The 24,424-nt window shown below is 47.7% G+C and carries 21 protein-coding genes; 10 read left to right on the forward strand and 11 right to left on the reverse strand.

Features of this window, described 5'->3' with window-relative positions; genetic code table 11:
• Position 1 precedes the first annotated feature (1 nt).
• Positions 2 to 2,413, forward strand: a complete 2,412-nt coding sequence (locus tag FCU94_RS05365; RefSeq protein WP_176287495.1) for a YbcC family protein — start codon at positions 2 to 4, stop codon at positions 2,411 to 2,413.
• 50 nt (positions 2,414 to 2,463) lie between these two features.
• Here the strand turns inward: FCU94_RS05365 and FCU94_RS05370 are convergent, their stop codons facing one another.
• The 5 genes from FCU94_RS05370 to FCU94_RS05390 all read right to left on the reverse strand — a co-directional run bounded on the left by FCU94_RS05370 (position 2,464) and on the right by FCU94_RS05390 (position 6,142).
• Positions 2,464 to 2,895, reverse strand: coding sequence for a PPC domain-containing DNA-binding protein (locus FCU94_RS05370; protein WP_176287496.1), 432 nt, complete (start codon positions 2,893 to 2,895; stop codon positions 2,464 to 2,466).
• 20 nt (positions 2,896 to 2,915) lie between these two features.
• Complete coding sequence (locus FCU94_RS05375) at positions 2,916 to 3,227, reverse strand: DUF1496 domain-containing protein (RefSeq protein WP_441351735.1); 312 nt, start codon at positions 3,225 to 3,227, stop codon at positions 2,916 to 2,918.
• The gene (locus FCU94_RS05380; RefSeq protein ID WP_176287497.1) at positions 3,224 to 4,135 is read right to left on the reverse strand and encodes a 1-aminocyclopropane-1-carboxylate deaminase/D-cysteine desulfhydrase; all 912 of its coding nucleotides are present in this window, start codon (positions 4,133 to 4,135) and stop codon (positions 3,224 to 3,226) included. Before FCU94_RS05380 ends, FCU94_RS05375 begins: the two co-directional genes overlap by 4 nt.
• Positions 4,136 to 4,202: 67 nt before the next feature.
• Positions 4,203 to 5,468: a sensor histidine kinase gene (locus FCU94_RS05385; protein ID WP_176287498.1), complete on the reverse strand. Its 1,266-nt coding sequence runs from the start codon at positions 5,466 to 5,468 to the stop codon at positions 4,203 to 4,205.
• Positions 5,465 to 6,142: a response regulator transcription factor gene (locus FCU94_RS05390; RefSeq protein WP_176287499.1), complete on the reverse strand. Its 678-nt coding sequence runs from the start codon at positions 6,140 to 6,142 to the stop codon at positions 5,465 to 5,467. Before FCU94_RS05390 ends, FCU94_RS05385 begins: the two co-directional genes overlap by 4 nt.
• Before the next feature lie 155 nt (positions 6,143 to 6,297).
• Here FCU94_RS05390 and FCU94_RS05395 point away from each other — a divergent pair, with 155 nt between their 5' ends.
• The 6 genes from FCU94_RS05395 (at position 6,298) to fabV (ending at position 13,809) form a co-directional block, all read left to right on the forward strand.
• Positions 6,298 to 7,302: a glycosyltransferase family 2 protein gene (locus FCU94_RS05395; RefSeq protein WP_176287500.1), complete on the forward strand. Its 1,005-nt coding sequence runs from the start codon at positions 6,298 to 6,300 to the stop codon at positions 7,300 to 7,302.
• Positions 7,299 to 8,720 carry an ArnT family glycosyltransferase gene (locus tag FCU94_RS05400; protein WP_176287501.1) on the forward strand — a complete coding sequence of 474 codons (1,422 nt, stop codon included), beginning with the start codon at positions 7,299 to 7,301 and terminating at the stop codon, positions 8,718 to 8,720. The genes FCU94_RS05395 and FCU94_RS05400 overlap by 4 nt, the downstream gene beginning before the upstream one ends.
• Positions 8,717 to 9,106, forward strand: a complete 390-nt coding sequence (locus tag FCU94_RS05405; protein WP_176287502.1) for a GtrA family protein — start codon at positions 8,717 to 8,719, stop codon at positions 9,104 to 9,106. The genes FCU94_RS05400 and FCU94_RS05405 overlap by 4 nt, the downstream gene beginning before the upstream one ends.
• A gap of 348 nt (positions 9,107 to 9,454) precedes the next feature.
• Positions 9,455 to 10,081 (forward strand): TetR/AcrR family transcriptional regulator, encoded by a 627-nt coding sequence (locus FCU94_RS05410; protein WP_176287503.1) that lies wholly within the window; start codon positions 9,455 to 9,457, stop codon positions 10,079 to 10,081.
• A 57-nt stretch (positions 10,082 to 10,138) separates the two neighbouring features.
• Positions 10,139 to 12,430, forward strand: coding sequence for an acyl-CoA dehydrogenase (locus FCU94_RS05415; RefSeq protein WP_176287504.1), 2,292 nt, complete (start codon positions 10,139 to 10,141; stop codon positions 12,428 to 12,430).
• A gap of 176 nt (positions 12,431 to 12,606) precedes the next feature.
• Positions 12,607 to 13,809, forward strand: a complete 1,203-nt coding sequence (gene fabV, locus FCU94_RS05420; protein WP_176287505.1) for an enoyl-ACP reductase FabV — start codon at positions 12,607 to 12,609, stop codon at positions 13,807 to 13,809.
• 74 nt (positions 13,810 to 13,883) lie between these two features.
• Here fabV and xthA read toward each other — a convergent pair whose 3' ends face one another.
• The gene (xthA, locus tag FCU94_RS05425; RefSeq protein WP_176287506.1) at positions 13,884 to 14,690 is read right to left on the reverse strand and encodes an exodeoxyribonuclease III; all 807 of its coding nucleotides are present in this window, start codon (positions 14,688 to 14,690) and stop codon (positions 13,884 to 13,886) included.
• Between the two features lie 251 nt (positions 14,691 to 14,941).
• Between xthA and FCU94_RS05430 the strand changes: the two genes are divergently transcribed.
• Complete coding sequence (locus FCU94_RS05430; RefSeq protein ID WP_176287507.1) at positions 14,942 to 17,059, forward strand: methyl-accepting chemotaxis protein; 2,118 nt, start codon at positions 14,942 to 14,944, stop codon at positions 17,057 to 17,059.
• Positions 17,060 to 17,115: 56 nt separating this feature from the next.
• Here FCU94_RS05430 and rsmS read toward each other — a convergent pair whose 3' ends face one another.
• Genes rsmS through dinG form a run of 4 tightly spaced genes read right to left on the reverse strand, consistent with a single transcriptional unit; the run spans position 17,116 to position 20,724 of the window.
• Complete coding sequence (rsmS, locus tag FCU94_RS05435; RefSeq protein WP_176287508.1) at positions 17,116 to 17,283, reverse strand: pleiotropic regulatory protein RsmS; 168 nt, start codon at positions 17,281 to 17,283, stop codon at positions 17,116 to 17,118.
• On the reverse strand, positions 17,280 to 17,831 hold the full coding sequence (locus tag FCU94_RS05440) for a primosomal replication protein (protein WP_176287509.1): 552 nt from the start codon (positions 17,829 to 17,831) through the stop codon (positions 17,280 to 17,282). Before FCU94_RS05440 ends, rsmS begins: the two co-directional genes overlap by 4 nt.
• 13 nt (positions 17,832 to 17,844) lie before the next feature.
• Entirely contained in the window at positions 17,845 to 18,624 is a 780-nt protein-coding gene (locus tag FCU94_RS05445; RefSeq protein WP_176287510.1) for a sulfite exporter TauE/SafE family protein, read from the reverse strand.
• A 27-nt stretch (positions 18,625 to 18,651) separates the two neighbouring features.
• Positions 18,652 to 20,724 carry an ATP-dependent DNA helicase DinG gene (dinG, locus tag FCU94_RS05450; RefSeq protein ID WP_176287511.1) on the reverse strand — a complete coding sequence of 691 codons (2,073 nt, stop codon included), beginning with the start codon at positions 20,722 to 20,724 and terminating at the stop codon, positions 18,652 to 18,654.
• Between the two features lie 512 nt (positions 20,725 to 21,236).
• On the opposite strand from dinG, the gene FCU94_RS05455 reads away from it, so the two are divergent.
• Together FCU94_RS05455 and FCU94_RS05460 are read left to right on the forward strand one after the other, a co-directional pair.
• Complete coding sequence (locus FCU94_RS05455; RefSeq protein ID WP_176287512.1) at positions 21,237 to 22,238, forward strand: porin; 1,002 nt, start codon at positions 21,237 to 21,239, stop codon at positions 22,236 to 22,238.
• Positions 22,239 to 22,340: 102 nt separating this feature from the next.
• Positions 22,341 to 23,048 carry a YccT family protein gene (locus tag FCU94_RS05460; protein ID WP_176287619.1) on the forward strand — a complete coding sequence of 236 codons (708 nt, stop codon included), beginning with the start codon at positions 22,341 to 22,343 and terminating at the stop codon, positions 23,046 to 23,048.
• A gap of 58 nt (positions 23,049 to 23,106) precedes the next feature.
• On the opposite strand, the gene bioA is transcribed toward FCU94_RS05460, so the two are convergent.
• Positions 23,107 to 24,393, reverse strand: a complete 1,287-nt coding sequence (bioA, locus tag FCU94_RS05465; RefSeq protein WP_176287513.1) for an adenosylmethionine--8-amino-7-oxononanoate transaminase — start codon at positions 24,391 to 24,393, stop codon at positions 23,107 to 23,109.
• Positions 24,394 to 24,424: the final 31 nt, after the last annotated feature.

Raw genomic sequence — 24,424 nt, forward strand, 5'->3', positions numbered from 1 at the left:
TATGAATGTTGAAACCTCAACCACCATCGACTTGAGCGGTGTGGTCAAGCAAGTCTGCCAGCGCATCACCCCTAACTGGCCACTCGATCAAATGATCGCGGTGAGCCCTTATTGGCACCGAATCAATCAACCGTTTGCACAAGTCGCGGCTGCGTTAGAGAAGCAAGCGGGCTCGCCAATGAGTATGAACGGGGAGTTCTATTTAGCGCGTTGGCAGCGCGGTGAGATCACTGAGCAGGACTTGCAACAAGCGAATCAAGAGTACGGCGCTTATTTCAGCCAGAAAGAGTTGGTAGACTGCCTATCAGCCACTGAGACCGCGTTGACGTCTGCACCACTCCATTGTGATGCCTTGGATAGCCAGCGGGATTTGTCTCACCAGCCAGCGTGGTGCGACACGATTACCACGCAAATCTCCCAGTTTTGTGCCGCTTATTTCGATCAAGGGTTATCCGATTGGAATGCCGACAACCGCCAAGGCCTTTACGCGAGTTGGCGCTCGGCGATGGAGCGTGATTACAGCGTTGCACTGCTAATGAAATCTAAACATATCAACCGCCGAGCCAAGCTACTACCGGACGAGAGTTTTGCGGCGATAGAGTGGGCGCTTGGCAAGCTATCTCTAAGCGAGCGCGATTATGAGCGCTATTTAGAGGCTTGCTTACTGAGAATGAATGGCTGGGCGTCTTGGTGCGCGTATCTTAACTGGCAGGCTAATTTTGATAAGCAATCAACGGGTTACTTACAAGATTTGTTGGCGATTAGACTTTGCTGGGAGTGGTTGATTCTTGATCCCAAGTGTCCCTTAAATGTCATTTGGCAACGTCAATGGCAACATCACTATGCAAGGGGAAATCGAACGCAGAAGTTGCAGGTCTGGCAGCGCGCTGATGAAATTGGCTATCAAACGCAATTGTTTGATGCTCTGCAGCAGCGCCAAACCACTCAAGCGGGTCAACCGCAGGTAGAGGCGCAGGTTGCGTTTTGTATTGATGTGCGTTCAGAAGTCATTCGTCGCCACCTAGAGGCGAGCTCGGATCACATTGCAACGCTTGGGTTCGCTGGCTTTTTTGGCATGCCAGTCAGTTATAATCCAACGGGAACTGATGTTCATCGGCCTCAATTACCAGGATTGCTTGCGCCACAATTTAGCGTCTCTGAGTGTTGCGATACTAAAGAGCAGCAAACGGAGTTGGTCAAACGCCGCCGTGCACAGTTAAGAAAACAGCAAGCTTGGCAACCGTTTCATCGTCAGCCGAGTGCGGCGTTTACTTTGGTGGAGTCAACTGGGCTTGGTTATTTATCTCAACTGGTGAAGCGGGCGCTGCCGTTACGCTTTGAACCGAGCGGCCCAAAGAGTGAAGTCTCACGCGCAACGTCTTGTTCTACTCCCAAATTGTCAGCAGAGGTAACGCTTGAACAGCGTACACAACTGGCCAAAGACATTCTTACCGGAATGGGTATGGCTCAGCAACAGTCGCGCTTGGTTGCCTTGATTGGCCACGGCGCGCAAACCGAGAACAACCCACAACGAGCAGGTCTGGATTGCGGAGCGTGTTGTGGTCAAAGTGGTGAAGTGAACGCGAGAGCCGCCGCGGCGCTGTTGAATGATCCTCAAGTCAGGCAGCAGCTTACCAAGATAGGCGTTGAAGTATCGAGTGAAACATGGTTTGTCGCCGGGTTACACAATACCACGACTGAGAATGTCGAACTGCTTGATGTAGCAGCGGTGCCTGCTTCTCATCAATCGGATATCAAGAATCTGCGTAACAAGCTAAATCAGGCTAGTGTCGGCGCCCGTCGCGAACGAGCCACTGGGATGGGTATCCAGGTTAACTATTCAACTGATAATCAGTTGGCACAAGCATTTGCCAAACGAGCTCAAGATTGGTCACAAACTCGTCCTGAATGGGGGCTCGCCAACAATGCAGCGTTTATTATTGCTCCGCGCTGGCGTAGTCGAGGCGTTAATTTACAAGGCAGAGTATTTATGCACGAATACTCCCCAAGCCAAGACGTAACAGGCGAGGTGCTGGAAAAGATCATGACCGCACCGATGTTGGTAACGCATTGGATTAACATGCAATATTTCGCGTCAACGGTGGATAACTATAGATATGGCAGTGGCAATAAAACCTTGCACAACGTCGTGGGGGGAGGCATTGGCCTATTTGAAGGTAACGGTGGTGACTTGCGCAGTGGCTTAGCGATTCAATCGGTGCATGACGGTCAGAAGTGGCGTCATCAGCCTTTGAGGTTGACGGTGGTTATTGATGCGCCGAGAGCGTCTATTCAAGCTGTGATTGACGCGCATCCAGTGGTGAAGAACTTAGTCGATAACCGATGGCTCTATCTAAGCCGCTTTGGTCACGATGGTATCGAACAATACCAAAACGGGGAGTGGGTGAGCTGAGCGTGAAGCGGTGCTCCCCATTTGGCCAACGTATCACTACTGTGATTAAGTCACCCCCTGGCCGAGCGGTCTATCTGGTTTGATTGGGCTGGGTCAATGACCAATTCAGTAAACCCAGTACTGATATCGTGTTGACGGGAAAAAACCAGGTTTGAATAAGCATGAAGAATCAGTTCGGCGGTGGTATCAATCAGGCACCCTTCCATCAGGTGTCCGCCAATTACAGAACCGTCGGCACGTGAGACAGAGAGATGTACGTGCTGGTGGTCTGGTGTTAGAGTGCCCATCACCGAAACAATCTCTAGCGGCTCATTGAGCTGCAGTGTTTCACGTGCACCTGCTAATCTGAGTTTGAGTTGACTAAAACAGCCAACACAGGAAGCGATGCTTCCGGCATTAATCTGGTGCTGGGAGACCAGTTGATGTAGGGCGAGCTTTAAATCGTCGCCTTTGGTCAGGCGAACGGCAATGGGTGAAATCAAGAGAAGTCCTTTGAATACACTTAGTTGGTTGAGTAGCGTTTTACTGCTTTGGTCTCGGTTTTATCTTCAGCCTCGCGAGTGGTTTGCTCGTCTAGCGGGTTCCACTTCAGCGCACCATGGGTCTCAAAACGGTTGGCTGCGGAGCAGATCATGTAGTGCTTCCCAACCTGAATAATTGCGCCATCGGAATAGGCTTGATCTTGGTAGTAACAAACCCGTTTTGTGGCCTGATTGGCGTTAATCCCGATGACTGCTTTAGGCGCGGCCGTCAGGGTGTTGGCCAGTGCTGGACACAGCATAAAACTCAGTAACCCGATATACCATGGTCTCACTTTTTCTCTCCAAACCTTGGTCCATATTTTCGCTCATAGCGGGGGAGCATACTTTCGTTTCCAAGTATGCCGCCTTGATGGACGTAGATGATCGTTTTATCTTGGTTTTCTCTATACCATGATTGTAGACATTGCCACATCATTGGGTCGTAGAGTAGATCAAATTCTACATGCGTCTCTGCCAGTAGCTGTTGCCAAATACGGTAGTCTTGGTGATACAACTTGCCAAAATGGTGTTTGTAATCAAGCTCGAGAATCTCGGGAAAATCGTCTTCACCAAGTTGTTGGAACTGTTTGATCAAATACTCTTTTCCGCCAACGCATGGGCAAGTGATAACTCGAATGGAATGCGGCTTGAGGTATTTGTGTAGATAGAGTGAGGTTGTCCCTGTGCCAGCAGGCAGTGCAACAACAAACTCTTTGTGAGGCTCAAAGCGGGTCCAGGAGAGAATTTCTCTGGCCAGTTGCTCGATTCCGACACGAGCCATACTCGAGCGTCCTCCTTCTGGCACTACTAAACAGCGACTGTCTGGTTGGCGTACGTGTTTAATGTAATCACTTGGGTGAATTTGATGATCGGATGTCGATATGACCTTGGCTCCCAATTCAAGTGCGCCGCGGTAGTTGCCAATCGGCTTGTCGATTAACCATTGAGGGAGATGATCGACATAAAACTCAAACTGCCAACCTTTAATTGACGCCAAAGAGGCGAGCGAAAAGAGCGAGTTGGCCTGCGCACTACCATAGCCAATCAAGGTGCGGATATCCGGAAATTCCTGCTCCAATAGCGCCATAAACTTACGCGCCTTATTGCCACTAAAATGGCAGTGGATTTGGTCATCACGTTTGAGATAGAACGGGATGTCGGCAAACTGGTGTTGGGTGATAGGAGTATTGGCGAGCTTCATTGATTGCGCTAGTTAATCACACGGCCGCCTATCTTAACGGATCGCGATGGGGGTGTATCAATTTAGATCAAAATTTTATCGAGGCGACACAACCGCGAGTTGGGTGGTTGCTGAGTTCAAATTGCCACTGATAGCGGCGACACAAATCCCTGACAATCAGTAGTCCCAGTCCGTGTCCGTCGCTATCGGGAGTCTCTGATAATCCGACACCGTCATCAATCACTTCAATTTTTGTTGCACTAACCTTTATCGTTAATACTCCTTGCTCGCATGCGGCAATTGCGTTGCGGATAAGATTACCCAATACCATGTTGAGTACGGCTGGAGTCGCCCTAAGCTGCGGGCAATCCTTGATATCGATGTCGATCTGAAGTGATTTGTCATTGGCATAAGCGCTATTGGCGGCGACTATCGACTCAAACTCGTTGGGATCAACGGTGCGCAGTGGTGCGTCGGACACGTTCCGTTCATATCGGACGATGGAGAGCAGGGCATCGATCATGGTTGCCATGTCTGTCGTGGCATCTTCTATACGCCTGATTTGTCGGTGCTGGAACGATGAGTGTTCTTTGCGGCTCAGCAGTTTATTGGCACCTTTGACAACGGTCAGTGGTGTTCTTAGCTCATGACTGGCATAGCGAGCAAACGCTTGTTCTCGCTTGATCGCAAGTTGGAGCTCTTCGCGGTATTGATTGAGGTGCCGAGTGAGTAACTGAAACTCATCGGCTGCTTGATGATCCATAGTGAAGGTGGTGAAGGTATCACCGCTTAGGTGCTCATTCAGTTGTCTGGTAATGTCGTTGACGGGTTCGATCAAACGTTTTGAAAGGCGAAAGAGTAGGGTGCCAAAGGTAAACATCAGCAGTGAAACAAACACTATTACGATCAGGCCCGAGTAAAGAGTCTCTTCGTTGCCAAACTCGACTTGGTCAACAAGAGACAACAGGACGATGGTTTTTCGCGTTCCATTGTCCACGTAGTGACCTTTGTACAACATATGTCCACCCGGTGATAAAGCGGTGGCGACTTCGCCGAGATAAGTCGGGTAGTCTTGGATATAGTGGCGGAACTGAGACGGAACGAGTTGCAGATCGTTGTAGGCCACGGTTAATGAATCTAAACGTATTTGCCCCTGCTCACCCGATAGGAATCGTTCTACTGCGCTATCACGATCGATCAATATTCGTCTTTCACCGACCCGGTCTTCTGACCATTGTAAAGCGAAATAGAAAATACCAAACATCACGATGCCGATCACGCAGGACATGGCAGTAAAAAAGATGGCCAGCCGCCCAGTAAGCGTTCGGGTCGTCGAAAGGGAATCGTTGATCATTCAACATCCTCTAAGCGAAAACCAATTTTAGGAATGGTGGTTAGCATTGGCGTCGCAAACGGTTTGTCGAGTTGGTTTCTTAGTTGATAAATATGGCTTCTCAATACGTCGTTATTGGGCTCGCTCTCTTGCCAGAGCATTTCTGAAATATCGCGTCGGGTCACCACTTCTGGGGCGCGTTTACAAAGCAATTCTAATATGGTGTAGGTAGTGGGGTTGAGGGCCAGTCGCCGATTCTGGCGATAAGCTTGGCGAGTTTTTTGATCAATGCTAAGGCTACCGAAGCTAAGAGTGGAGCTAGCGACCTGGCCGCGATAGCGTTTGATCAGTGCCATAATGCGCGCTTCTAAAATCTCTAGGTCGAACGGCTTGGTTAAGTAATCATCGGCCCCATGTTCGAATCCGCGCAGCATGTCTTCGCGATTGTCCAAGGCGGTGAGCATCAAAATAGGCGTGCTGTTACCCGCTTCTCGTAGCTTATTGCACACCGTTAGCCCATCCATACGGGGTAGCATTAAGTCGAGCAGGATGAGGTCGAAGTTACCGGCCAGCGCCAGTTGCAGTCCGAGTTCGCCGTTGTCGGCATAATCCAGCTCCATTCCTTCAGACTCGAAGTAATCAAACAGTATTCCCGCGACTTCGCGATTGTCTTCAACCAGTAAAACTCTGTTCATAACACTCTCTCTTGTCCCGGGTGCTTATGATCTCAAGCGACGTGTGAAAAAAGCGTGAATAACAAGCTTTTCACATCCTCACTGTTAGATTGACCTCTCAAGGCGCAGCTGTCAAAAGCTGAGCAATAAGGACTGTTAATTCTATAGGGGGCAATATGGGTATTGTAACTTCAGTGCGAAACCATACTAAACCACCAGTCACACTTAGCGTAGTCGTTCCTTACTTTAACGAGCAGGACGTCCTTGCTGAGCTTCATTCAAGACTCACCGCTGTGCTTGAACAATTACCGGACAGCAGTGAAATCATCTATGTTGACGATGGCAGTAGTGACCACAGTCTCGCTTTGGTCGAGTCATTTACGAGTCATTCTTCAGCGATCATAAGCATCGCATTGAGTCGTAATTTCGGCAAAGAGGCGGCGATGAGTGCAGGGCTAGAGCATAGTAGCGGCTTAGCCGTGATCGTGATTGATGCTGACCTACAAGATCCGCCCGAACTCATTCCTCAAATGCTCGCCAAATGGCGTGAGGGTTTCGATGTGGTTAACATGCAGCGTTCTGAGCGACTAGGCGAAACTTGGTTTAAGCGCAAATCCGCTGCGGCCTTTTATCGGTTACTCAATGTAATGGTGAAGTCACCGATTCCAGAGAATGTTGGTGATTTTCGCCTGTTGTCTCGAGAGGTCGTCGACCATATCAACCGCCTTCCTGAGCGCAATCGTTATATGAAAGGTATCTTCGCTTGGCCAGGGTTCAAGCAAGTCACGGTACAGTTTCAACGTGATGCTCGATTCTGTGGGGAAACGAAGTGGAATTACTTCAAGCTGATGGGGTTAGCGATTGATGGCATTACGTCGTTCTCTATTCGCCCTTTACGACTGGCGACGGTACTTGGCTGTTTGATTGCGACTGGCGCATTTCTCTACGGCATGATGATCGTGGTGAAAACGCTGATATTTGGTGATCCTGTCACCGGTTACCCGTCAATGATGGTGGCGCAACTCGCACTCGGTGGTGTTCAGCTACTCAGTATCGGAATTCTTGGCGAATATATTGGCCGCATCTTTATTGAAACCAAGCAGAGACCGCTCTATTTGGTTCAGTCGGTGACAGAGAAGCAAAGCCTGCCGTTACACCAGACAGTGGAGAGACGAGTGTGAGAGTTAACCGAGTGCATTTATGGGCAATTTTAGGTGCCGCCCTGTTTATTCGATTAGTAACCTTAGGCGCCTACCCACTCATGGACACGACTGAAGCCAGGTATGGAGAGATGGCTCGTCTTATGACCGAGACGGGTAACTGGATAACCCCACAGTTTGATTACGGTGTGCCATTTTGGGGCAAGCCGCCGCTGTTTACTTGGATGAGCGCAGTCGGTATCGAGAGCTTTGGAGTGAGTGAGTTTGCGGTTCGTTTTCCTCATTGGATGGCGGCGTTAGTTGTGATTGTGATGATGGCGATGTTTGCTAAACGCCTAGGTTACAGTGGCTTAGTCACTGCTGTGGTGTTGGCGACCTGTGGCATTTTCTCAATAGCGGCGGGCGCCGTAATGACAGATATGGCGCTCACTCTGGGTCTTACGCTGGCAATGTTGGGTTTTTATCTACATTGGTTGAGCCATCAACAAGCTCGTTCGACTCGGCACTGGGGCTATGCGGGCTTTGTTGGTCTAGCCATTGGTCTGCTTGCCAAAGGGCCTTTAGTTCTCGTTTTGATGGGGCTGGCGGTTGTACCGTGGGTAATTCTGCAGCATGGGTTAGTTAATGGGTTTAAGGTATTGTGGCAGCGCTTCCCGTTAGTGAAAGGCAGCGTGTTAATGCTGACGATTGCGCTGCCTTGGTATGTGTTAGCTGAACGAGCAACCCCAGGCTTTCTTGATTACTTTATTATCGGCGAACACGTTAAGCGCTTTCTGGTCAGTGGCTGGCAAGGGGACTTGTATGGCAGCGCTCACCATGAGGTGAGAGGCACTATCTGGCTGTTCTGGATTTACTCCGCAGCTCCTTGGTCGTTGGTATTGCCGATATTGATGTGGAAAAAAAGAAAGGCGCTTAGCCGTGGGGGGCAGCATCCATTAGGCTTGGTGAGCTTTCTTCTACTCTGGCTTTTGTCACCGCTTATCTTGTTTACTTTTTCAGGCAATATCTTACCGGCCTATGTTCTGCCGGGAGTGCCCGCAATTGGCCTTTTAATCACCCTATTGATATCCGATGTAAAAGAGGAGAAAAGCTGGTTTAAACTGACAGCATGTGTAGTACCGACGTTACTGATTGTCGCCGTGGGCGTTGTCCATTTCGATATTGGTGATAAACGCAGTGACAAGGTTATCTTGTCACTGGCCGACCCCAGCATCGCGACCTATTACGTCGGTGCGCGTCCTTTCTCTGGTCAGTTTTACAGCGCGGGAAAGGCCAAATTGCTTGAAAATGAGTCGTTACTCGATAGTTTGCAGCAGGTTCAACTCATCGGTGAGCAAGCCGCAGTCGATAAGCTGGTTCGAGAGAAACAACTGAACTGTATCATAGAGTTTACTGCGAAGAGTCGTCGTTCTCTCTATCGCTGTGGTGAGCAAACATGAATCACGCCATAGTCCGGTTTGCTTGTGTTGGGAGCGTTGGCTTTGTTGTTGATGCCGCAGTTTTCTCTCTTTGCTTCTATCTGGTTGGGATTGATCCATTTGCGGCTCGCGTTGTGGCTTTCTTTTGTGCAGCGACCGTCACTTGGTATGGCAATCGGCGCTTTACGTTTGCCAATAGTCAGCGACAGTATCTAACGCAATGGCTTAAGTTCCTATCTGGCGCGACGGTATCTGCATTGCCTAACTTGGCCGTGTTTAAAGCGCTATGGTTACTCCTGGGCGGGGCGGGTTTAGCGCCAATCATCGCTTTGGCCGCTGGAGTATTGGCTGGGATGGTGAGTAACTATCTGATAAGTCGGCGATGGGTGTTTAAACCAGCTGAATAAAAAAAGCCCAGGGCAAAGGTGCTCTGGGCGGATACAAATGAACATAGGAGTTAATAAGAAAAAGCAGCGTAAATTAGTAGCTTCAGTAAGAAAACAAGTTTGACGGCCTGTAAACTTTAATGGGATGTCCAATCCCTCGAATGCTCTGCTAACTACACTTATTCAGACCGAGCATCCTGCAAACAGTTCAAAAAAAATTTAAATTTTTTATTCGAGACGCTTCAGAGGCTTATCACAAAGCCTCAACCTTCTGGTCGGACCAATGCCTAAAAGTGTGATGTTAATAACTTGTTGTCTTTGTGTTTCGAATGTATATTTTCAAACAGTTGTTTAATACGAGTGATTGAAATGTCCGCTAGAAATTCAACCAAAGAGAAAATCCTTGATGTTGCAGAAGCCTTATTTGCAGAGCATGGCTTTAAGGATACCTCTTTGCGCACAATTACCAGCAAAGCCGGCGTTAACCTCGCTTCCGTCAATTATCACTTTGGCGACAAAAAAACGTTAGTTCGCGCGGTTTTGAACCGTTATCTAGAGGCTTTTATGCCAGCGGTGCAGGATGCGCTGATTACGCTCAACCTTAACCACGAATATCAGATGGCAGACGTTTTTGAGTCGTTGCGTGGTCCACTGCGTAATCTAAGTGATGTGAGACCGAATGGGACCAGCCGTTTTATGCTGCTCATTGGCCGAGGTTATACCGATGTTCAGGGGCACCTACGTTGGTTTATTACCACTCGTTATTCAGACACATTAGCGTTATTTACTCAATCTGTGTTGAAGGCGAATCCGAAACTGACTCAAGAAGAGCTATTTTGGCGGCTGCATTTTACCTTAGGAACCTGTGTGTTCACTATGGCATCCAGCCAGGCCTTGCTAGAGATTGCAGAGAATGATTATGGGAAAGCGATGGACGCCAAGTCTGTGGTCGACCAACTGATACCGTTTTTAGCAGCAGGCGTTGCTGCAGAATAACACCTCAACCTACAACAAAAATAATATTGGACCACCAAAGAACAAAAGGATCTGATTATGGGCTCTCTAAGAAGAAAATGGGTCAGTGACCCAGCTTTCAAACTGTTTAAAAAAGTACTCCCGCCACTTTCAAGCACAGAGAAAGAGGCGATGGAAGCGGGTAGTGTTTGGTGGGATGGGGAACTGTTCTCTGGTAAGCCTGATTTCACTAAATTACACCAATACCCTACGCCGTCACTAAGTGCAGAAGAGCAATCTTTTATCGATAACGAGTTGAACACTCTGCTCGATATGCTCGACGATCATAAGATTGTTAAACAAGATCGCGACTTGCCAAAAGAAGTGTGGGATTTTCTGCGTAAGGAGCGTTTCTTCTCTCTGATCATTTCTAAAGCATATGGTGGCCGCGAGTTCTCAGCGTTAGCTAACTCCACGATTGTCACTAAGATTGCTACTCGCAGTATCAGTACCGCAGTTTCTGTGATGGTGCCTAACTCACTTGGTCCGGGTGAACTCTTGTCTCACTATGGTACGCAAGAGCAGAAAGATTACTGGTTGCCGCGTTTGGCCAATGGTACCGATATTCCGTGTTTTGCGCTCACAGGCCCAGAGGCGGGTTCTGATGCTGGCGGGATCCCTGATGAAGGTATCGTCTGTTATGGCGAACACGAAGGCAAGGAAGTCTTGGGGGTGCGCCTCAACTGGAACAAGCGCTACATCACGCTTGCCCCGGTTGCCACGGTCTTGGGTTTGGCATTCAAGATGTATGACCCTGAGGGTCTGATGGGCGATAAAAAAGACATTGGTATCACTTGTGCGCTTATTCCTGCTGATCATAAAGGCGTTGAGATTGGCGAACGCCACGATCCGCTTGGCTTGGCGTTTATGAATGGCCCAACCCGCGGGCAAGATGTGTTCATTCCTATGGAATGGTTGATTGGTGGTCAAGACTACGCGGGTAAAGGTTGGCGCATGCTGGTGGAATGTTTATCGGCGGGGCGCGGTATTTCACTGCCTGCGCTGGGTACAGCCATGGGTCACCTAACGGCTCGTACGACTGGGGCATACGCTTATGTACGTAAGCAGTTTGGCATGTCGATCGGTAAGTTCGAAGGTGTTGCGGAAGCGTTGGGCCGGATAGGCGGTATGACGTACTTGCTTGAGGCAACGCGCACACTAACGACGACGTCGTTGGATTTAAAAGAGAAACCGGGCATCGTCACCGCTATTGCGAAATACCACATGACAGAAATCGCTCGATCTATTCTCAATGACTCAATGGATATCCATTCTGGTCGCGCCATTCAAGACGGTCCGATGAACTACTTAGCGGCGCCTTATCTGGGGATTCCAGTGGCGATCACCGTAGAAGGGGCCAACATCCTGACACGTAATCTAATGATCTTCGGCCAAGGTGCGACGCGTTGTCACCCTTACGTACTCAAAGAGATGGAAGCAGCGGCGAATCCAGATGACAAGCAAGGTGCAAAAGATTTCGACGATTTGCTGTTTAAACACATTAAACACGCGATGGGCAACACCTTTGGTGCGTTTGGTGCGGCGCTGACTGGCTCGCGCTTTATCAAAGCGGATATGAGTGGCCCCACGCAACACTACTATAAAGAGATGACTCGTTTGAGCCGAGCACTCGCGGTAAGTGCGGATATTGCGATGGCGACTCTGGGGGGGGACCTCAAACGCAAAGAGATGATTTCGGCACGTTTGGGAGATGTGTTGGCTTATCTTTACATGAGCTCTGCCGCACTGAAAAAATACGAAGATGAGGGTCGCCAACAGCAAGATCTTGACTATGTACACTATGCTGTCCAGCACTGCTTGTACCATGCGGCACAATCGCTTGAACAAGCCTTTAGCAACTATCCGCAAAAAGCCGTGGGTCGTTTGTTGAAAGTGATTATCTTCCCGTTGGGTAACCATTACGCGAAACCAAGTGATGATCTGACGGTTAAGTTGGCCGACAGCTTAATGACGCCAGGAGCACACCGTGATCGCCTGACCAACTTATGCTTTATTGGTAAAGGGGAAGACGACAGCGTTGGCTTAATGGAGAACGCGTTCCTAGCTATGTACGATATCAAGAGTCTAGAGCGTAAACTGATGCGCGCAGCTAAAGAGGGTAAGGTCGCCCGTAAGGGGCTGTTAGCTGACCGCTTGGCACAGGCGTTAGAGGCCGATGTGTTAACTCAGGAGGAAGTCGATAAAATCTTGGCAGCAGACAAATTGCGTTACAAAGCGATTCAGGTCGACCACTTTAGTCATGACTTTAGCGAAGTACGCACCCATGGTGATAAAAAAAAGCGCAAGGCGAAGCTCAATAGCGCCGCGTAACTCATCGCTGTTTCCATTCTAAGGCACCTAATCGGGTGCCTTTATTTTTGCCTTAGCTCTAGCTATTGGCTGAAAGTGCTCCAACCACTTACATTTTAGAGTCATTTTGACAGAAATTAGATGCGAACTGAGGGCGAACCTTTTATCCTAGCGGGGTTTTTTAAAGGAAGTTGAATATGATCATCAAACCTAGAATTCGTGGATTTATCTGTACCACAACGCACCCAGTGGGTTGTGAAGCTAACGTAAAAGAACAAATCGCATACACAAAAGCGCAAGGTCCAATCAAAAACGCACCTAAGCGCGTGTTGGTGGTTGGCGCATCCAGTGGCTACGGTCTATCTTCTCGTATCGCGGCAGCATTTGGTGGCGGCGCTTCAACTATCGGCGTGTTTTTTGAAAAAGAAGGCACGGAGAAAAAGCCAGGCACGGCAGGCTTTTATAACTCAGTCGCGTTCGAAAAGCTGGCACGAGAAGAGGGGCTGTACGCGAAAAGCCTAAACGGTGACGCCTTCTCGAACGAAGCGAAACAAAAAACCATCGACCTGATTAAGCAAGACTTAGGTCAGATTGATATGGTGGTTTACTCGCTCGCCTCTCCAGTACGTAAAATGCCAGAAACGGGCGAGCTAGTGCGCTCTGCTCTGAAACCGATTGGTGAAACTTACACATCAACAGCCGTTGATACCAACAAAGATGTGATCATCGAAGCGAGCGTTGAGCCAGCTACAGATGAAGAGATCAAAGACACTGTGACCGTAATGGGCGGTGAAGATTGGGAACTTTGGATCAAGGCGCTATCTGAAGCGGGCGTTCTGGCTGACGGTTGTAAGACAGTCGCCTACAGCTACATTGGTACTGAGTTGACTTGGCCAATCTACTGGGATGGTGCACTAGGTAAAGCAAAAATGGATCTAGACCGCGCCGCGAGCGCTCTTAACGAGCAATTATCGGCAACTGGCGGCAGTGCAAATGTTGCGGTTCTTAAGTCGGTTGTGACTCAAGCTAGCTCTGCGATTCCAGTTATGCCACTGTACATCGCCATGGTGTTTAAGAAGATGCGTGAAGAAGGTGTCCACGAAGGTTGTATGGAGCAAATCTTCCGCATGTTCAGCCAACGTCTATATAAAGAAGATGGTAGCGAACCTGAAGTAGACGAGAAAAACCGCCTACGCCTAGATGACTGGGAATTGCGTGACGACATTCAGCAGCATTGTCGTGAACTATGGCCACAAATTACTACCGACAACCTAAAAGAGCTCACCGATTATGTTGAGTACAAAGAAGAGTTCTTGAAACTGTTTGGTTTCGGTGTTGAAGGGGTCGACTACGACGCTGACGTTAATCCAGACTACAAAGCCGATTTCATCGCGATCTAATTAATCGTCGGAACGGTTATTTGTACGAAAAAGGCCAGCAATTATGCTGGCCTTTTTGCACTTGGCTTAATCTATCACTTAAAGGTTGACCAAATCGGTGCGTGGTCAGATGGCTTTTCAATACCGCGCAGTTCGTAATCGACATCGGACTCAACACACTTCTCAGCCAGCTTTGGCGTTGCTAAAACCACATCGATACGCAGGCCACGATTGTCATCGAACCCTCTTGAGCGGTAATCGAACCATGAAAAACGATCGTTAACGTCGGGATGGATCTGGCGGAATGTATCAACAAATCCCCAGTCTAATAATGTCTTCAACCATTCACGTTCTTCTGGTTGAAATGAACATTTGCCTGTTTTCAACCAGCGCTTACGGTTGGGTTCTCCAATGCCAATATCACTATCGAGTGGACTGATATTGATGTCTCCCATGACGATCAGTTGTTCTTCATTGGTATGATGTTGATTAAGATAAGTCATTAAGTCTTTGTAAAACTGACGTTTGTAAGGGTATTTAGTTTCGTGAGCGATGTTATCACCCTGTGGGAAGTAACCATTCAATACAGTGACTTTCTCTCCGTTGTCATCCTCAAGCGTCACCATAATCATGCGTTTCTGATGCTCTTCGCTATCAGTGGGAAAACCCTTTTGTACTGACAGAGGCGTTTTCTTACACAGCATAGCCACTCCATAGTGCGCTTTTTGACCGTGAAAATAGACTTTGTAGCCCATCGCTTCGACGGACTCTGTAGGAAAAGCCTCATCGTGAACCTTGATTTCTTGAAGGCCAATCACATCCGGTTGGTGCTTATCGATAACCGCTTGTAGTTGATGAAGGCGAGCACGCAGACCATTGATATTGAAAGAGATGACTTTCATCTGGATTCCTTTTTACTGACAGTTCGTTTTTTTGTTGTCGTCATACTAACATCAAATAAACGCTGACGTGAAACCTAGTCACCCTGTCAGTGAGTGTTAACATAATTGAAACTTTCGATTGATAAATCGGCGAATTATGATGTAATTCACTGTGTTATTAAGGTTTATACCAAACAGCAAGAATGACCAGACATTTATGCTGTTTGGTATTAGCCTAACAGTCAAAATCGAGTTTGCTAAAAGGATGTAGTATGCGAACCTTATCAGTGCAATGGAAAATCACCTTGCTAGCCGGATTCTGCCTGCTAGTTACGTCTCTCTCTTTGATCGGTTTTTCAGTCTTTAATGCGGTCACCAATCAGCAACAAATTAAAGCCCAGAGTGCTCAGTCTGTCAGTGATAAGTCTGAACAGATTGTTGAAACCAGAGCACTGTTAAATGCGACGGAAGTCTCTGAATACTTGAGTGAAGCTCTATACCGAGCAGAAATGTTGGCATCGAGCGCGATGTTCCAAAAGACGCTGAGTGAAGAAAATTTCGGCGACAGTGAAACCTTGCGTACTGGCCTTGATGAGATGGTGCGACGTGCGGTGCTCGATTTTGATACGATTCAGGGCGCCTACTTGGTGTTCAAACCTGATTTACTCGACGCGGAAGACAGCAACTATATCGATGCTGAGTATGTGGGCTCCAACGATATCGGTCGTTTTGCACCTTATTGGACGGTAGCTGAAAACGGTGAAAACGTCGTGGCGAATGTGCTGTCCGAAGCGGCTTTAACAAATGATGCAAACAGCGAACGTTTCTTCTGCCCTTTGTCCTCTGGCGGAACTTGTATTACTACACCTCGATTAGTCAGCCATGACAATGGTCAGTTCCTTACCGCCTCTATTTCTGTTCCGTTATTAGTTGATGAAGTCGCAATAGGCTTTTTTGGTATTGATCTGCGTCTTGATGGGTTATCTGGAGTGGTTTCTCAGTCTGACAAGGAGCTGTTCTCTGGCAGTGGTAACGTCAACCTAGTGAGTTTGGATGGCACCTTGATTGCGACAGATAACAGTGAACAACGGATTGGACAACCTTATGTCAGTGATACTCTGACCAATGCTCAGTTGACGGATCTGCTGTTTGGCCAGCAAGTCGATACCCGATGGAGCGAGGATGGCGAGTGGCTGCGGGTGTTTGCTCCCATCATGATTGCCAACCAAACCTGGGGTGTGCTGTTTGATATGCCGCGCGAAAGTGTGTTGGCAGATGCTGTGGCCTTAGACGAGACGATTAGCCAGCAGGTGGAGTCAAGTATCAGTAAAGAACTCGTTGCCGGAATGGTTTTGGTTATTCTCGGTTTGGCTACCATTGCGATAACGGCAGCGCGTCTTGTGAAACCAATTCGTGCGGTTGTGGCTCGGCTTGAAGATATTGCCTCGGGAGAGGGGGATTTGACTCAGCGCTTAGAGGTCGCATCACAAGACGAAATCGGTCAACTTGCGCGTGGCTTTAATCAATTCTTAGATAAGTTGCAGTCGATTATTAGTGATGTGGTCGACACCACGTTGCAAATTGGCACTACCTCACAGCAGTCAAGTGTTGCCGCGCAGCAAACGCGTGCGAGTAGCGATTCCCAGTTTAAAGAGGTCGACTTAGTTGCTACCGCGGCAGAAGAGATGACGCAAACGGCAAGCTTAGTGGTGCAAAATGCAGAAACGGCGGTCAATGCAGCCGAACAAGCAAATGAAGCCGCAGGAAGCGGGCAGAAGGTGATTGAGCAATCACAAGCGGAAATGGCTCGCTTGGTCGAAAGGATGACGGCTGCGGTCCCTGTCGTTGAGGAACTGGCGAGCAATAATGCCAATATTACTGAGATCTTAACCGTCATTGAGGGGATCTCTGAGCAGACGAATCTACTCGCTCTCAATGCTGCCATTGAAGCGGCTCGCGCAGGAGATCAAGGGCGTGGGTTCGCAGTCGTCGCAGATGAGGTGCGAAACCTTGCCAGTCGAACCCAAGATTCAGTCGGCGAAATACGCCAAGTTATTGAAAGTGTCCAAACGGGTACGCGCGATGTCGTGCAAGCGATTCAAGATGGCAACGATTTGGCCAATGATTCCGCGGACCATGTGCAAAATGCGGCAGCTGAACTGACGCATATTTTTGAAGCCATCGCATCCATCAATGATATGAACTCGCAGATTGTTCGCGCGGCCGAAGAGCAGCAATCGGTATCGGCAGAGGTCAACCAGAGTGTCAGCAATATCCGCGATCTGAGTGCTCAGATCTTGTCACAGGCTGAAGAATCAGAAAGTGTCAGCACGCAAATTGGTGGCTTGTCACAACGGCAGCAGCAGCTAGTGAATCAGTTTAAGGTGTAAAGCTTTAGCGGTGAAAGTGATGTTCAGAAAGGCTTCGCGCTGTCGAAGCCTTTGCTTTATTCATGATTATTGTCGAGCTTATTAATTAAATCCGCTTTGACGATTTCAAGCGCTGCCAAAGCAGTCTTTGGGTCGACGTGGTTGCTTTCAAGCAAGTAGATCAGGTCAACGGCGAGCTTAATTTCATCGGGCGCAGTTTCAAGTCCATGGGTTGGCGCAGTCATGACTGATGTCTCTCTCTATATGTGATCTGCTTTTCTATTTTCAGTTTTGCCTCTTGGCAACGTTTTAGGCGTTGCTCGGTTGCTAACAACGCTTGCTGAGCGGCCTGTTGTTGAAAAGGGGGGGCGTATTGCAATGCGAGCTCTTTATCTCTGACCATCTCCATTAATCTTCTCTCCCACTCCTGATGCTGAGATAAGTGTTGATAGAGCTCATTGATTGGCTTTTGAAAATAGCTTTTGTGTTTCGGCTCGTGCTTACGAATATTAGTGGTCGCGAGTTCACGTTGGATAGCGGAAACTTGCGCCAATAACCGTTCTGTCAAGTACTCCGCTCGCATAGGGGTCAGCTTGCTCGCTTCTTCCTCCCGAACTAAGGTCTTTAACGTCGCTTGAGTTTCTTTAACACACGGAACAAGGAGTTTAGACTTCGAGTGAAACAGACGTTCGTCAAATAGCGGTAGGTGATGTTCACCCCGTTGTCGATCAATGGCGGCGGCTTGCACTGCAAGCTGCTCTAATGTGGCTTGTAATTGACGAATCTTACTCATTGCAGCTACTCAATCAAAGTGGAACAAACCAAGCATCATAAGCGAGTTTTATCGCTAAAACGCTCACTACGGTAACAAAAACCGGACGGATAAACTTGGCGCCAAACCGAATGGCCGAATGGGCACCGACAAAGGCACCAGCCATTAGGCAAACGCCCATTGTTAAACCTAACACCCAATCAATATGTCCTAGCACGGCAAACGTGATCAAAGAGGTAAAGTTGCTGGTAAAGTTCATCGCCTTGGCTAGGCCTGAAGCCAACAAAATATTGAGTCGATACAGCGCCATCGAGCTGACCGTCCAAAATGCGCCAGTTCCCGGTCCTGCAACACCATCATAAAACCCAAGAGAAAGGCCTTGTAAGTATTGTTTCTTGTTTAAGGTAGGACAAGGTTCGGGGATCGCGCTGTCTGATGTTGCTGGTGTTTTATGCCATATGGTGTAGATGGCTGCGGCCAGAATAATCAGCGGCAAGATCTTCTCCAACCACTCTGTGCTGATCCAGTCGACGACCAAAGTGCCCAGAATCGCCCCCACCAAGGTCGCAAAAAAGGTTCTTCCCCAGCATTCTGGTTTGAACAACCGCTTGCGATAGTAAGTGAAAGCTGCGGTCGATGAGGCGAATGTGGCGGCGAGTTTATTAGTGCCAAGCGCGATGTGCGGAGGCAACCCCAAGGACAGTAGAGCCGGGACTGTTAACATTCCGCCACCGCCTGCAACAGCATCGATAAAACCCGCAGCAAAAGCGACTAATGCCAACACAATCAACACGGTTGGCTCGAGTAATTCCATAGATAATTCTTCTTGTTGTTCGGAGTATTATTCAATCACGCGTTTAAAAGGCGGGAGTGAGTCGAGTAATGCACTGCCATAGCGTTTAGTGACTAAACGGCGATCGAGAATAATGACTGTACCAGAATCCCGCTCTTTTCGCAGCAAACGACCGACAGACTGAATTAACTTTTTACTCGCCTCTGGGACACTGATTTGCATAAAGGGATTGCCACCACGGCGTTCGATGTACTCTGCATGAGCTTGTTCTACCGGAGAGGTAGGGACGGCGAAAGGTATCTTAGTAATAATCAAGTTTTCCAGTAACTCGCCGGGTAAGTCTAATCCTTCAGAAAAGCTACCCGTACCAAACAGTACACTGGTTTTTTGACATTGTACTAACGCTTTATGTTTTTTTAGTATTTCTGAGCGAGATTCTTGCCCTTGAACTTGTAGCGCCCAACCTTTTTTTACAAACTGAGTCGATAACGCATCGGCGACTTGATTCATCTGCCAATAAGAAGAGAACAGCACCAGGTTCGCTTTTTGTTTCTCTATGAGCTCTGGCAGTGCCTCTATTAAGTAGTCGGTAAACTGTGGTGCTTGTGGTTCACACGGCGTGTGTGGAATGCGCAGTTCTGCCTGATTTGTATAATCAAAAGGTGAGGCAAGGGCCAAAAACCGCACGCCATCCTGCGCTTTTTCGCTGATCCCCGCCTGACGACAGAAAAAACTGAATGAGTTGAGCGCTCGAAGCGTCGCGGAGGTAAGCACCGCGCCAACGCAACGACTCCAAACTTGTTGGTCAAGCTGCCAGCCCACTTCTAAGGGAGAGACGTTAACAATGAAATCACCTTCTCGCTCAGGGCTGACTTCCAGCCAGCGGGCTAACGGGGCGCCTTTTTCGCGCGTTGGCTCAGCCATTAACCGCCAAACTTGAGCAAGATTATCCATCCTCTGAATATAGAACCCGAGTTCAGCTAGGGCGGGTTCAGCAAGTTTGTTAGATAACTCACCCTCTTTGACTCTTTCAGCGATTAGGTCGGTGATTTTCGTCACGGCTTGTGCGCCTTTTTGTGACAACTTTTTGAGGTCTTTCGCTTCTTCTTCCAACCACGTGGGCAGTTCACCATTTTCAAATCGGTAAATATTGTCGACAAAGTGAGCAGGATCAAACCGATTGGCAAGCTGAGCTAAAGAGGGAAGTAATTGTTGAACGGAGTCTTGTAACTCATTGCGAAATTGGGCTACGCGCTTTTCGTCGGCTAGATTAGCGAACTTGCTCACTGACTGGTTGAGTCGTTCAAGCCATGATGCTGCCCCTTTAAGGCTCGCGGCCGCTGAAGAGTGATCACGAGCTACGTGTGGAAGATGATGGGCTTCGTCGAAGATATAGAGAGTGTTTTCTGGTTCTGGCAAAATCACACCACCGCCTAGATCGGCATCAGCCATCACTAAGCTATGATTGGCGATAATCACATCTACTTTGTCGAGCTCTGCACGGGCTTTCTGAAAAGGACAGTCTCTGTGAACAGGCATACTGTTGTTACAGCTATGCTTATCGCTCACGATCATCTGCCATAGTTCGTCTTTAATCGGTTTTGGCCACGCATCGCGATCACCATCCCATTTTCCTTGTGCCAGTGCGCGGTACATAGTTTCGAGTTGCTCGACTTCTTTGCGTTTGGGCTTGTTCTCAAACATTGCCAATTGGCCGCCATCAACACCACTGGCCGACGCGAGTTTTTCGGCGCAGCAATATCTCTGTCTTCCTTTTGCCAGCAAAAACGAAAATTCAAAGTCAGTCAGGCGTCGATAAAGCGGGAGATCTTTATTAATTAACTGCTCTTGTAGAGCGACGGTAGCGGTTGAAATAACCACTTTGCGGCGATTGAAAACAGCCACAGGAATCGTCGCCATCAGATAGGAGAGCGATTTACCAATGCCCGTGCCCGCCTCCGCCACAATCATACGTGTAGTTTTATGGTATTCACCACAGAGTGTTTTTGCTATTTCAGCAACGAGATAGTTTTGTGCTCTACGTGGGACAAAGTGGTCAAGTTGAAACTGAAGATTTTTATAGCTAGTGCGAATAGCTTGTTGGGCTTTACTGGTAATCATATCGTGACCTAACTGATGGGGGCGGCATCATAGCACAGTTTGATAAACACTACTTAGTTCACGAATTAGAATCCTTAATTCCAAAATGTGGATCTTGTTCACAAAAAAAAACTGAACCTTCAGAGACTTACAATTAATTCTAAATATAAAAAATATATCACGCCACATACGCTTAACATCCAGTTGTTTGTTCTGTGTTGATTTATTTTAGATTAGAATTTTAGGTTATTATTCTAGATCTGAACTCAAGCGCATTTGGTTGAATAAGACTGAAAAACTTATGAACCTGGTCGTATTTTGCGCATGTAAATGTGTAACTCTTTGTTTTTGTTGGTTTTTATGTTTTTTTAGTCTGGTTTTTTATAAGATTTGACACGCAGGATAATCTTTTGCAATCTAGACCCCGAATTTAGTGGCGATGCCATCTTACTCACAAGAAGTAAGAGTCATCATCAAAAAACAAGGGAACCGGATAAGGATTTCCCAATCTATAGAAAAGGCAGTGGATTATTATGAAAAAGACTCTAGTAGCTCTTTTAGTAGCTTCAGCAGCAACAGCAGCACCTTTTGCTAACGCAGCTATCGAACTTTACAACGAAGAAGGCGTAACAGTTAACCTTAAAGGTGATATCGAAGTTGTATACCGCAACGACGTTGATGGCAGCAGCCAAATGCAACAGCGCATCGAAGATGCTGACTTCGGCTTTGACATCCGTTACATGGTAAATACAGATTGGACTGTAGGCGCTTACTGGGAATTCAATGGTTCTGAGAGCACTAACTCAGAAATCACTCGTAACGGCGATACTTACGTTGCAGCTTACCACAATACTGCGGGTTCTATTAAGTTCGGCCGTCTATGTACTGCTGCTGATGACCTAGGTATCGGTTCAGATGAAGCATTCGGTATTTCTACTCTTCTAGACGCTGCGACTGATGAGTGTTCTGACGAGGCAGTTCGTTACGACTACGACAACGGTACGTTCTACGCAACTGTAGGTTACGTTCAAAACAAACTTACTCAAGGTCTAGTTCTTGACGGAACTGATCTAAAAGTAGAATCTAAGCAGCGTGATACGCAAGATACTTACCTAGACGCACGTGCTGGTTACCGTTTTGCTGACTTTGACGTGTCTGCTTTTGTTGCTCAGTACAACGCAGAAGACGAAACAGCTAAGAAAGACGACACTGCATACGCTCTAGAAGTTGTATACGGCGGTATCGAGAATGTTGGTCTATCTGTTGCTTACTACGCAGTAGACGCTGATGCTGATAACTCAGACAACAACATCTTTGCTTTTGCTGCTGATTACACAATGGGCAAAGTAGGTTTTGCGGCAGGTTACTCTAAAGGCGACCACGACCAAAAAGCTAAAGAAGCTGACCGTTGGTTCGTTAACACTACTTACGCTGTAGCGCCTAACACTAAGCTATACGCTGAAGTTGGTGGTCTTGACCAAGAAGGTGTTGAAGATAACACTGGTCTAGCAATTGGTGTTGAAGCTTCATTCTAATTTTTTGTTAGAACAAGCTTAAATTTTAAAAAGCCACCCAAGGGTGGCTTTTGTCTTTTTTAGTGTTTAAATTACAGTCTTTTGGTTAATTGGGAAGTGAAAATGAAGTATTGCCTTATCATTACTATGTTAAGTAGCCTAGTCATTGGCTCTGTTAGTGCGGCCACTTTAACGCCAAAGCGCGGGGTGGATATTCTGTACATCAACGGGCAGGCATCTCAGAGTAAAATTGGAGAAAACCAAATAGAGCAAGGTTTTAACCAAGTGGTTCTGCGAATGAACAAAGATATGTCTAAAGGTTCGAGCAGTGACGTGTTTACCTCAAAGCCCTTTGCAATTTCATTTGATGTTAGAGGTGATGAAGTAGTGATCGATCACCCGATTGCTAGAAGTATGAATGAAGCAAAAAAAGCATTTAAAAACAATACCCCTGAGTGGTTTGTTGAAGTTGATGGAAATCTTGTTGACTATCAACAGTCTCACATCAAAGGAAAGTCAGGATTTTTGCCTTTTTCTGGGCTTCAAAAGCGTGTTGCGGAGCATAATGCAAAGCAAGGAATTTATTTTAGTAATGGCAAGTTAGTTGATAAACCCGCGGATCCACTAACAGTGCAACAAGCGGTTTCTGTAGCTTCGGTCACCTCTGCTGCCTCAAGTCCTTCAAAAGTATTGGAAACGAACACGAAGAAAGTAAGTACTCGAGTGGAAGAGCAAGCGCCTCAAAACCTAGATCAACTCAAAGCTTGGTACTTAAAGTCTTCTAAAGAAGAACGCAAAGCGTTCCGCCGTTGGATGATTGACCAAGAATAATCACCCGCTCAAACTGAGTTTCTAGTTCCTAGACTTATCTGGGAACTAGAAATATACGCTATTCTCTAGCCAAAAAGCATTCTTCACTTTCCAACGCAGACTTAATTGCGGTAATTAGCGTTTCAATATGTTCCGGCTGGCTTATAAACGGCGGCATCATATAAATTAGCTTACCAAAAGGTCGAATCCATACTCCCTGCTCAACAAAGTGAGCTTGAATCGTTTCCATATTGACTGGTCGCTTAGTCTCGACGACGCCAATGGCGCCGAGCCAGCGTACGTCGGCAACTAACTCGTGCTGCTTTAGTTCAGGGAGCCGCTCTGAGAAGAGTTGCTCAATTTGTTTTGTCTGTTGCTGCCATTCATTACGTTCTAACAGTTCCATACTTGCGTTTGCCACGGCGCAAGCCAGCGGGTTACCCATAAAGGTCGGGCCGTGCATAAAACAGCCAGCTTCGCCTCCGCAAACGGTATCGGCGACATTTGATGAGGCGAGCGTAGCAGAGAGAGTCATGTAACCACCGGTTAATGCTTTGCCCACACATAGGATGTCGGGCTCTATACCCGCATGCTCACAAGCAAACATTTTACCTGTGCGGCCGAAGCCGGTCGCGATTTCATCTAAGATCAACAACACGCCAAACTCGTCACACAGCGTTCTGACTCCGGCTAAAAACTGAGGATGGTAGATACGCATACCGCCCGCGCCTTGAACGATCGGTTCGAGGATCACTGCTGCTATCTCAGTATGGTGCTTGGTCAGCTTGGCCCTAAAATCATCGAGGTCTGATTGATTCCACTGTTGCCAGAAACCCGTTTTCGGTGAGGTGGCAAAGATGTGCTCAGGAAGAAAGCCTTTGTACAGAGAGTGCATCGAGTTGTCGGGGTCTGTGACTGACATAGCCGCAAAAGTGTCACCATGGTAGCCATCCCTCAGGGTAAGAAACTTAGAGCGAGATTCACCTTTCGCATGCCAATATTGCAGGGCCATCTTTAAACTTACTTCTACCGCGACCGAGCCGGAGTCTGCCAGAAAGACATGTTGCAGATTATCTGGTGCCAGAGAGAGTAACTTTTTACTTAGATTGATCGCAGGTTCATGAGTGATTCCGCCAAACATCACGTGGGACATTTTATCGATTTGTTGGTGCGCTGCGGCATTTAGATGAGGATGGTTATAGCCGTGAATGGCTGACCACCAAGAAGACATACCATCAACAAGCTCTTTGCCGTTTTCCAACTGAAGGTAAACCCCGTTTGCTGAAGAGATTGGGTAGCAGGTCAGAGGTGTGAGTGTCGATGTATAAGGATGCCAGATATGACGGCGATCAAAGACGAGATCCATAAATAAATCCTAAAAATTACTGTCCAATAAG

Origin of the sequence: Vibrio sp. JPW-9-11-11 (genome assembly GCF_013369335.1) — a bacterium.
GTDB lineage: Bacteria > Pseudomonadota > Gammaproteobacteria > Enterobacterales > Vibrionaceae > Vibrio.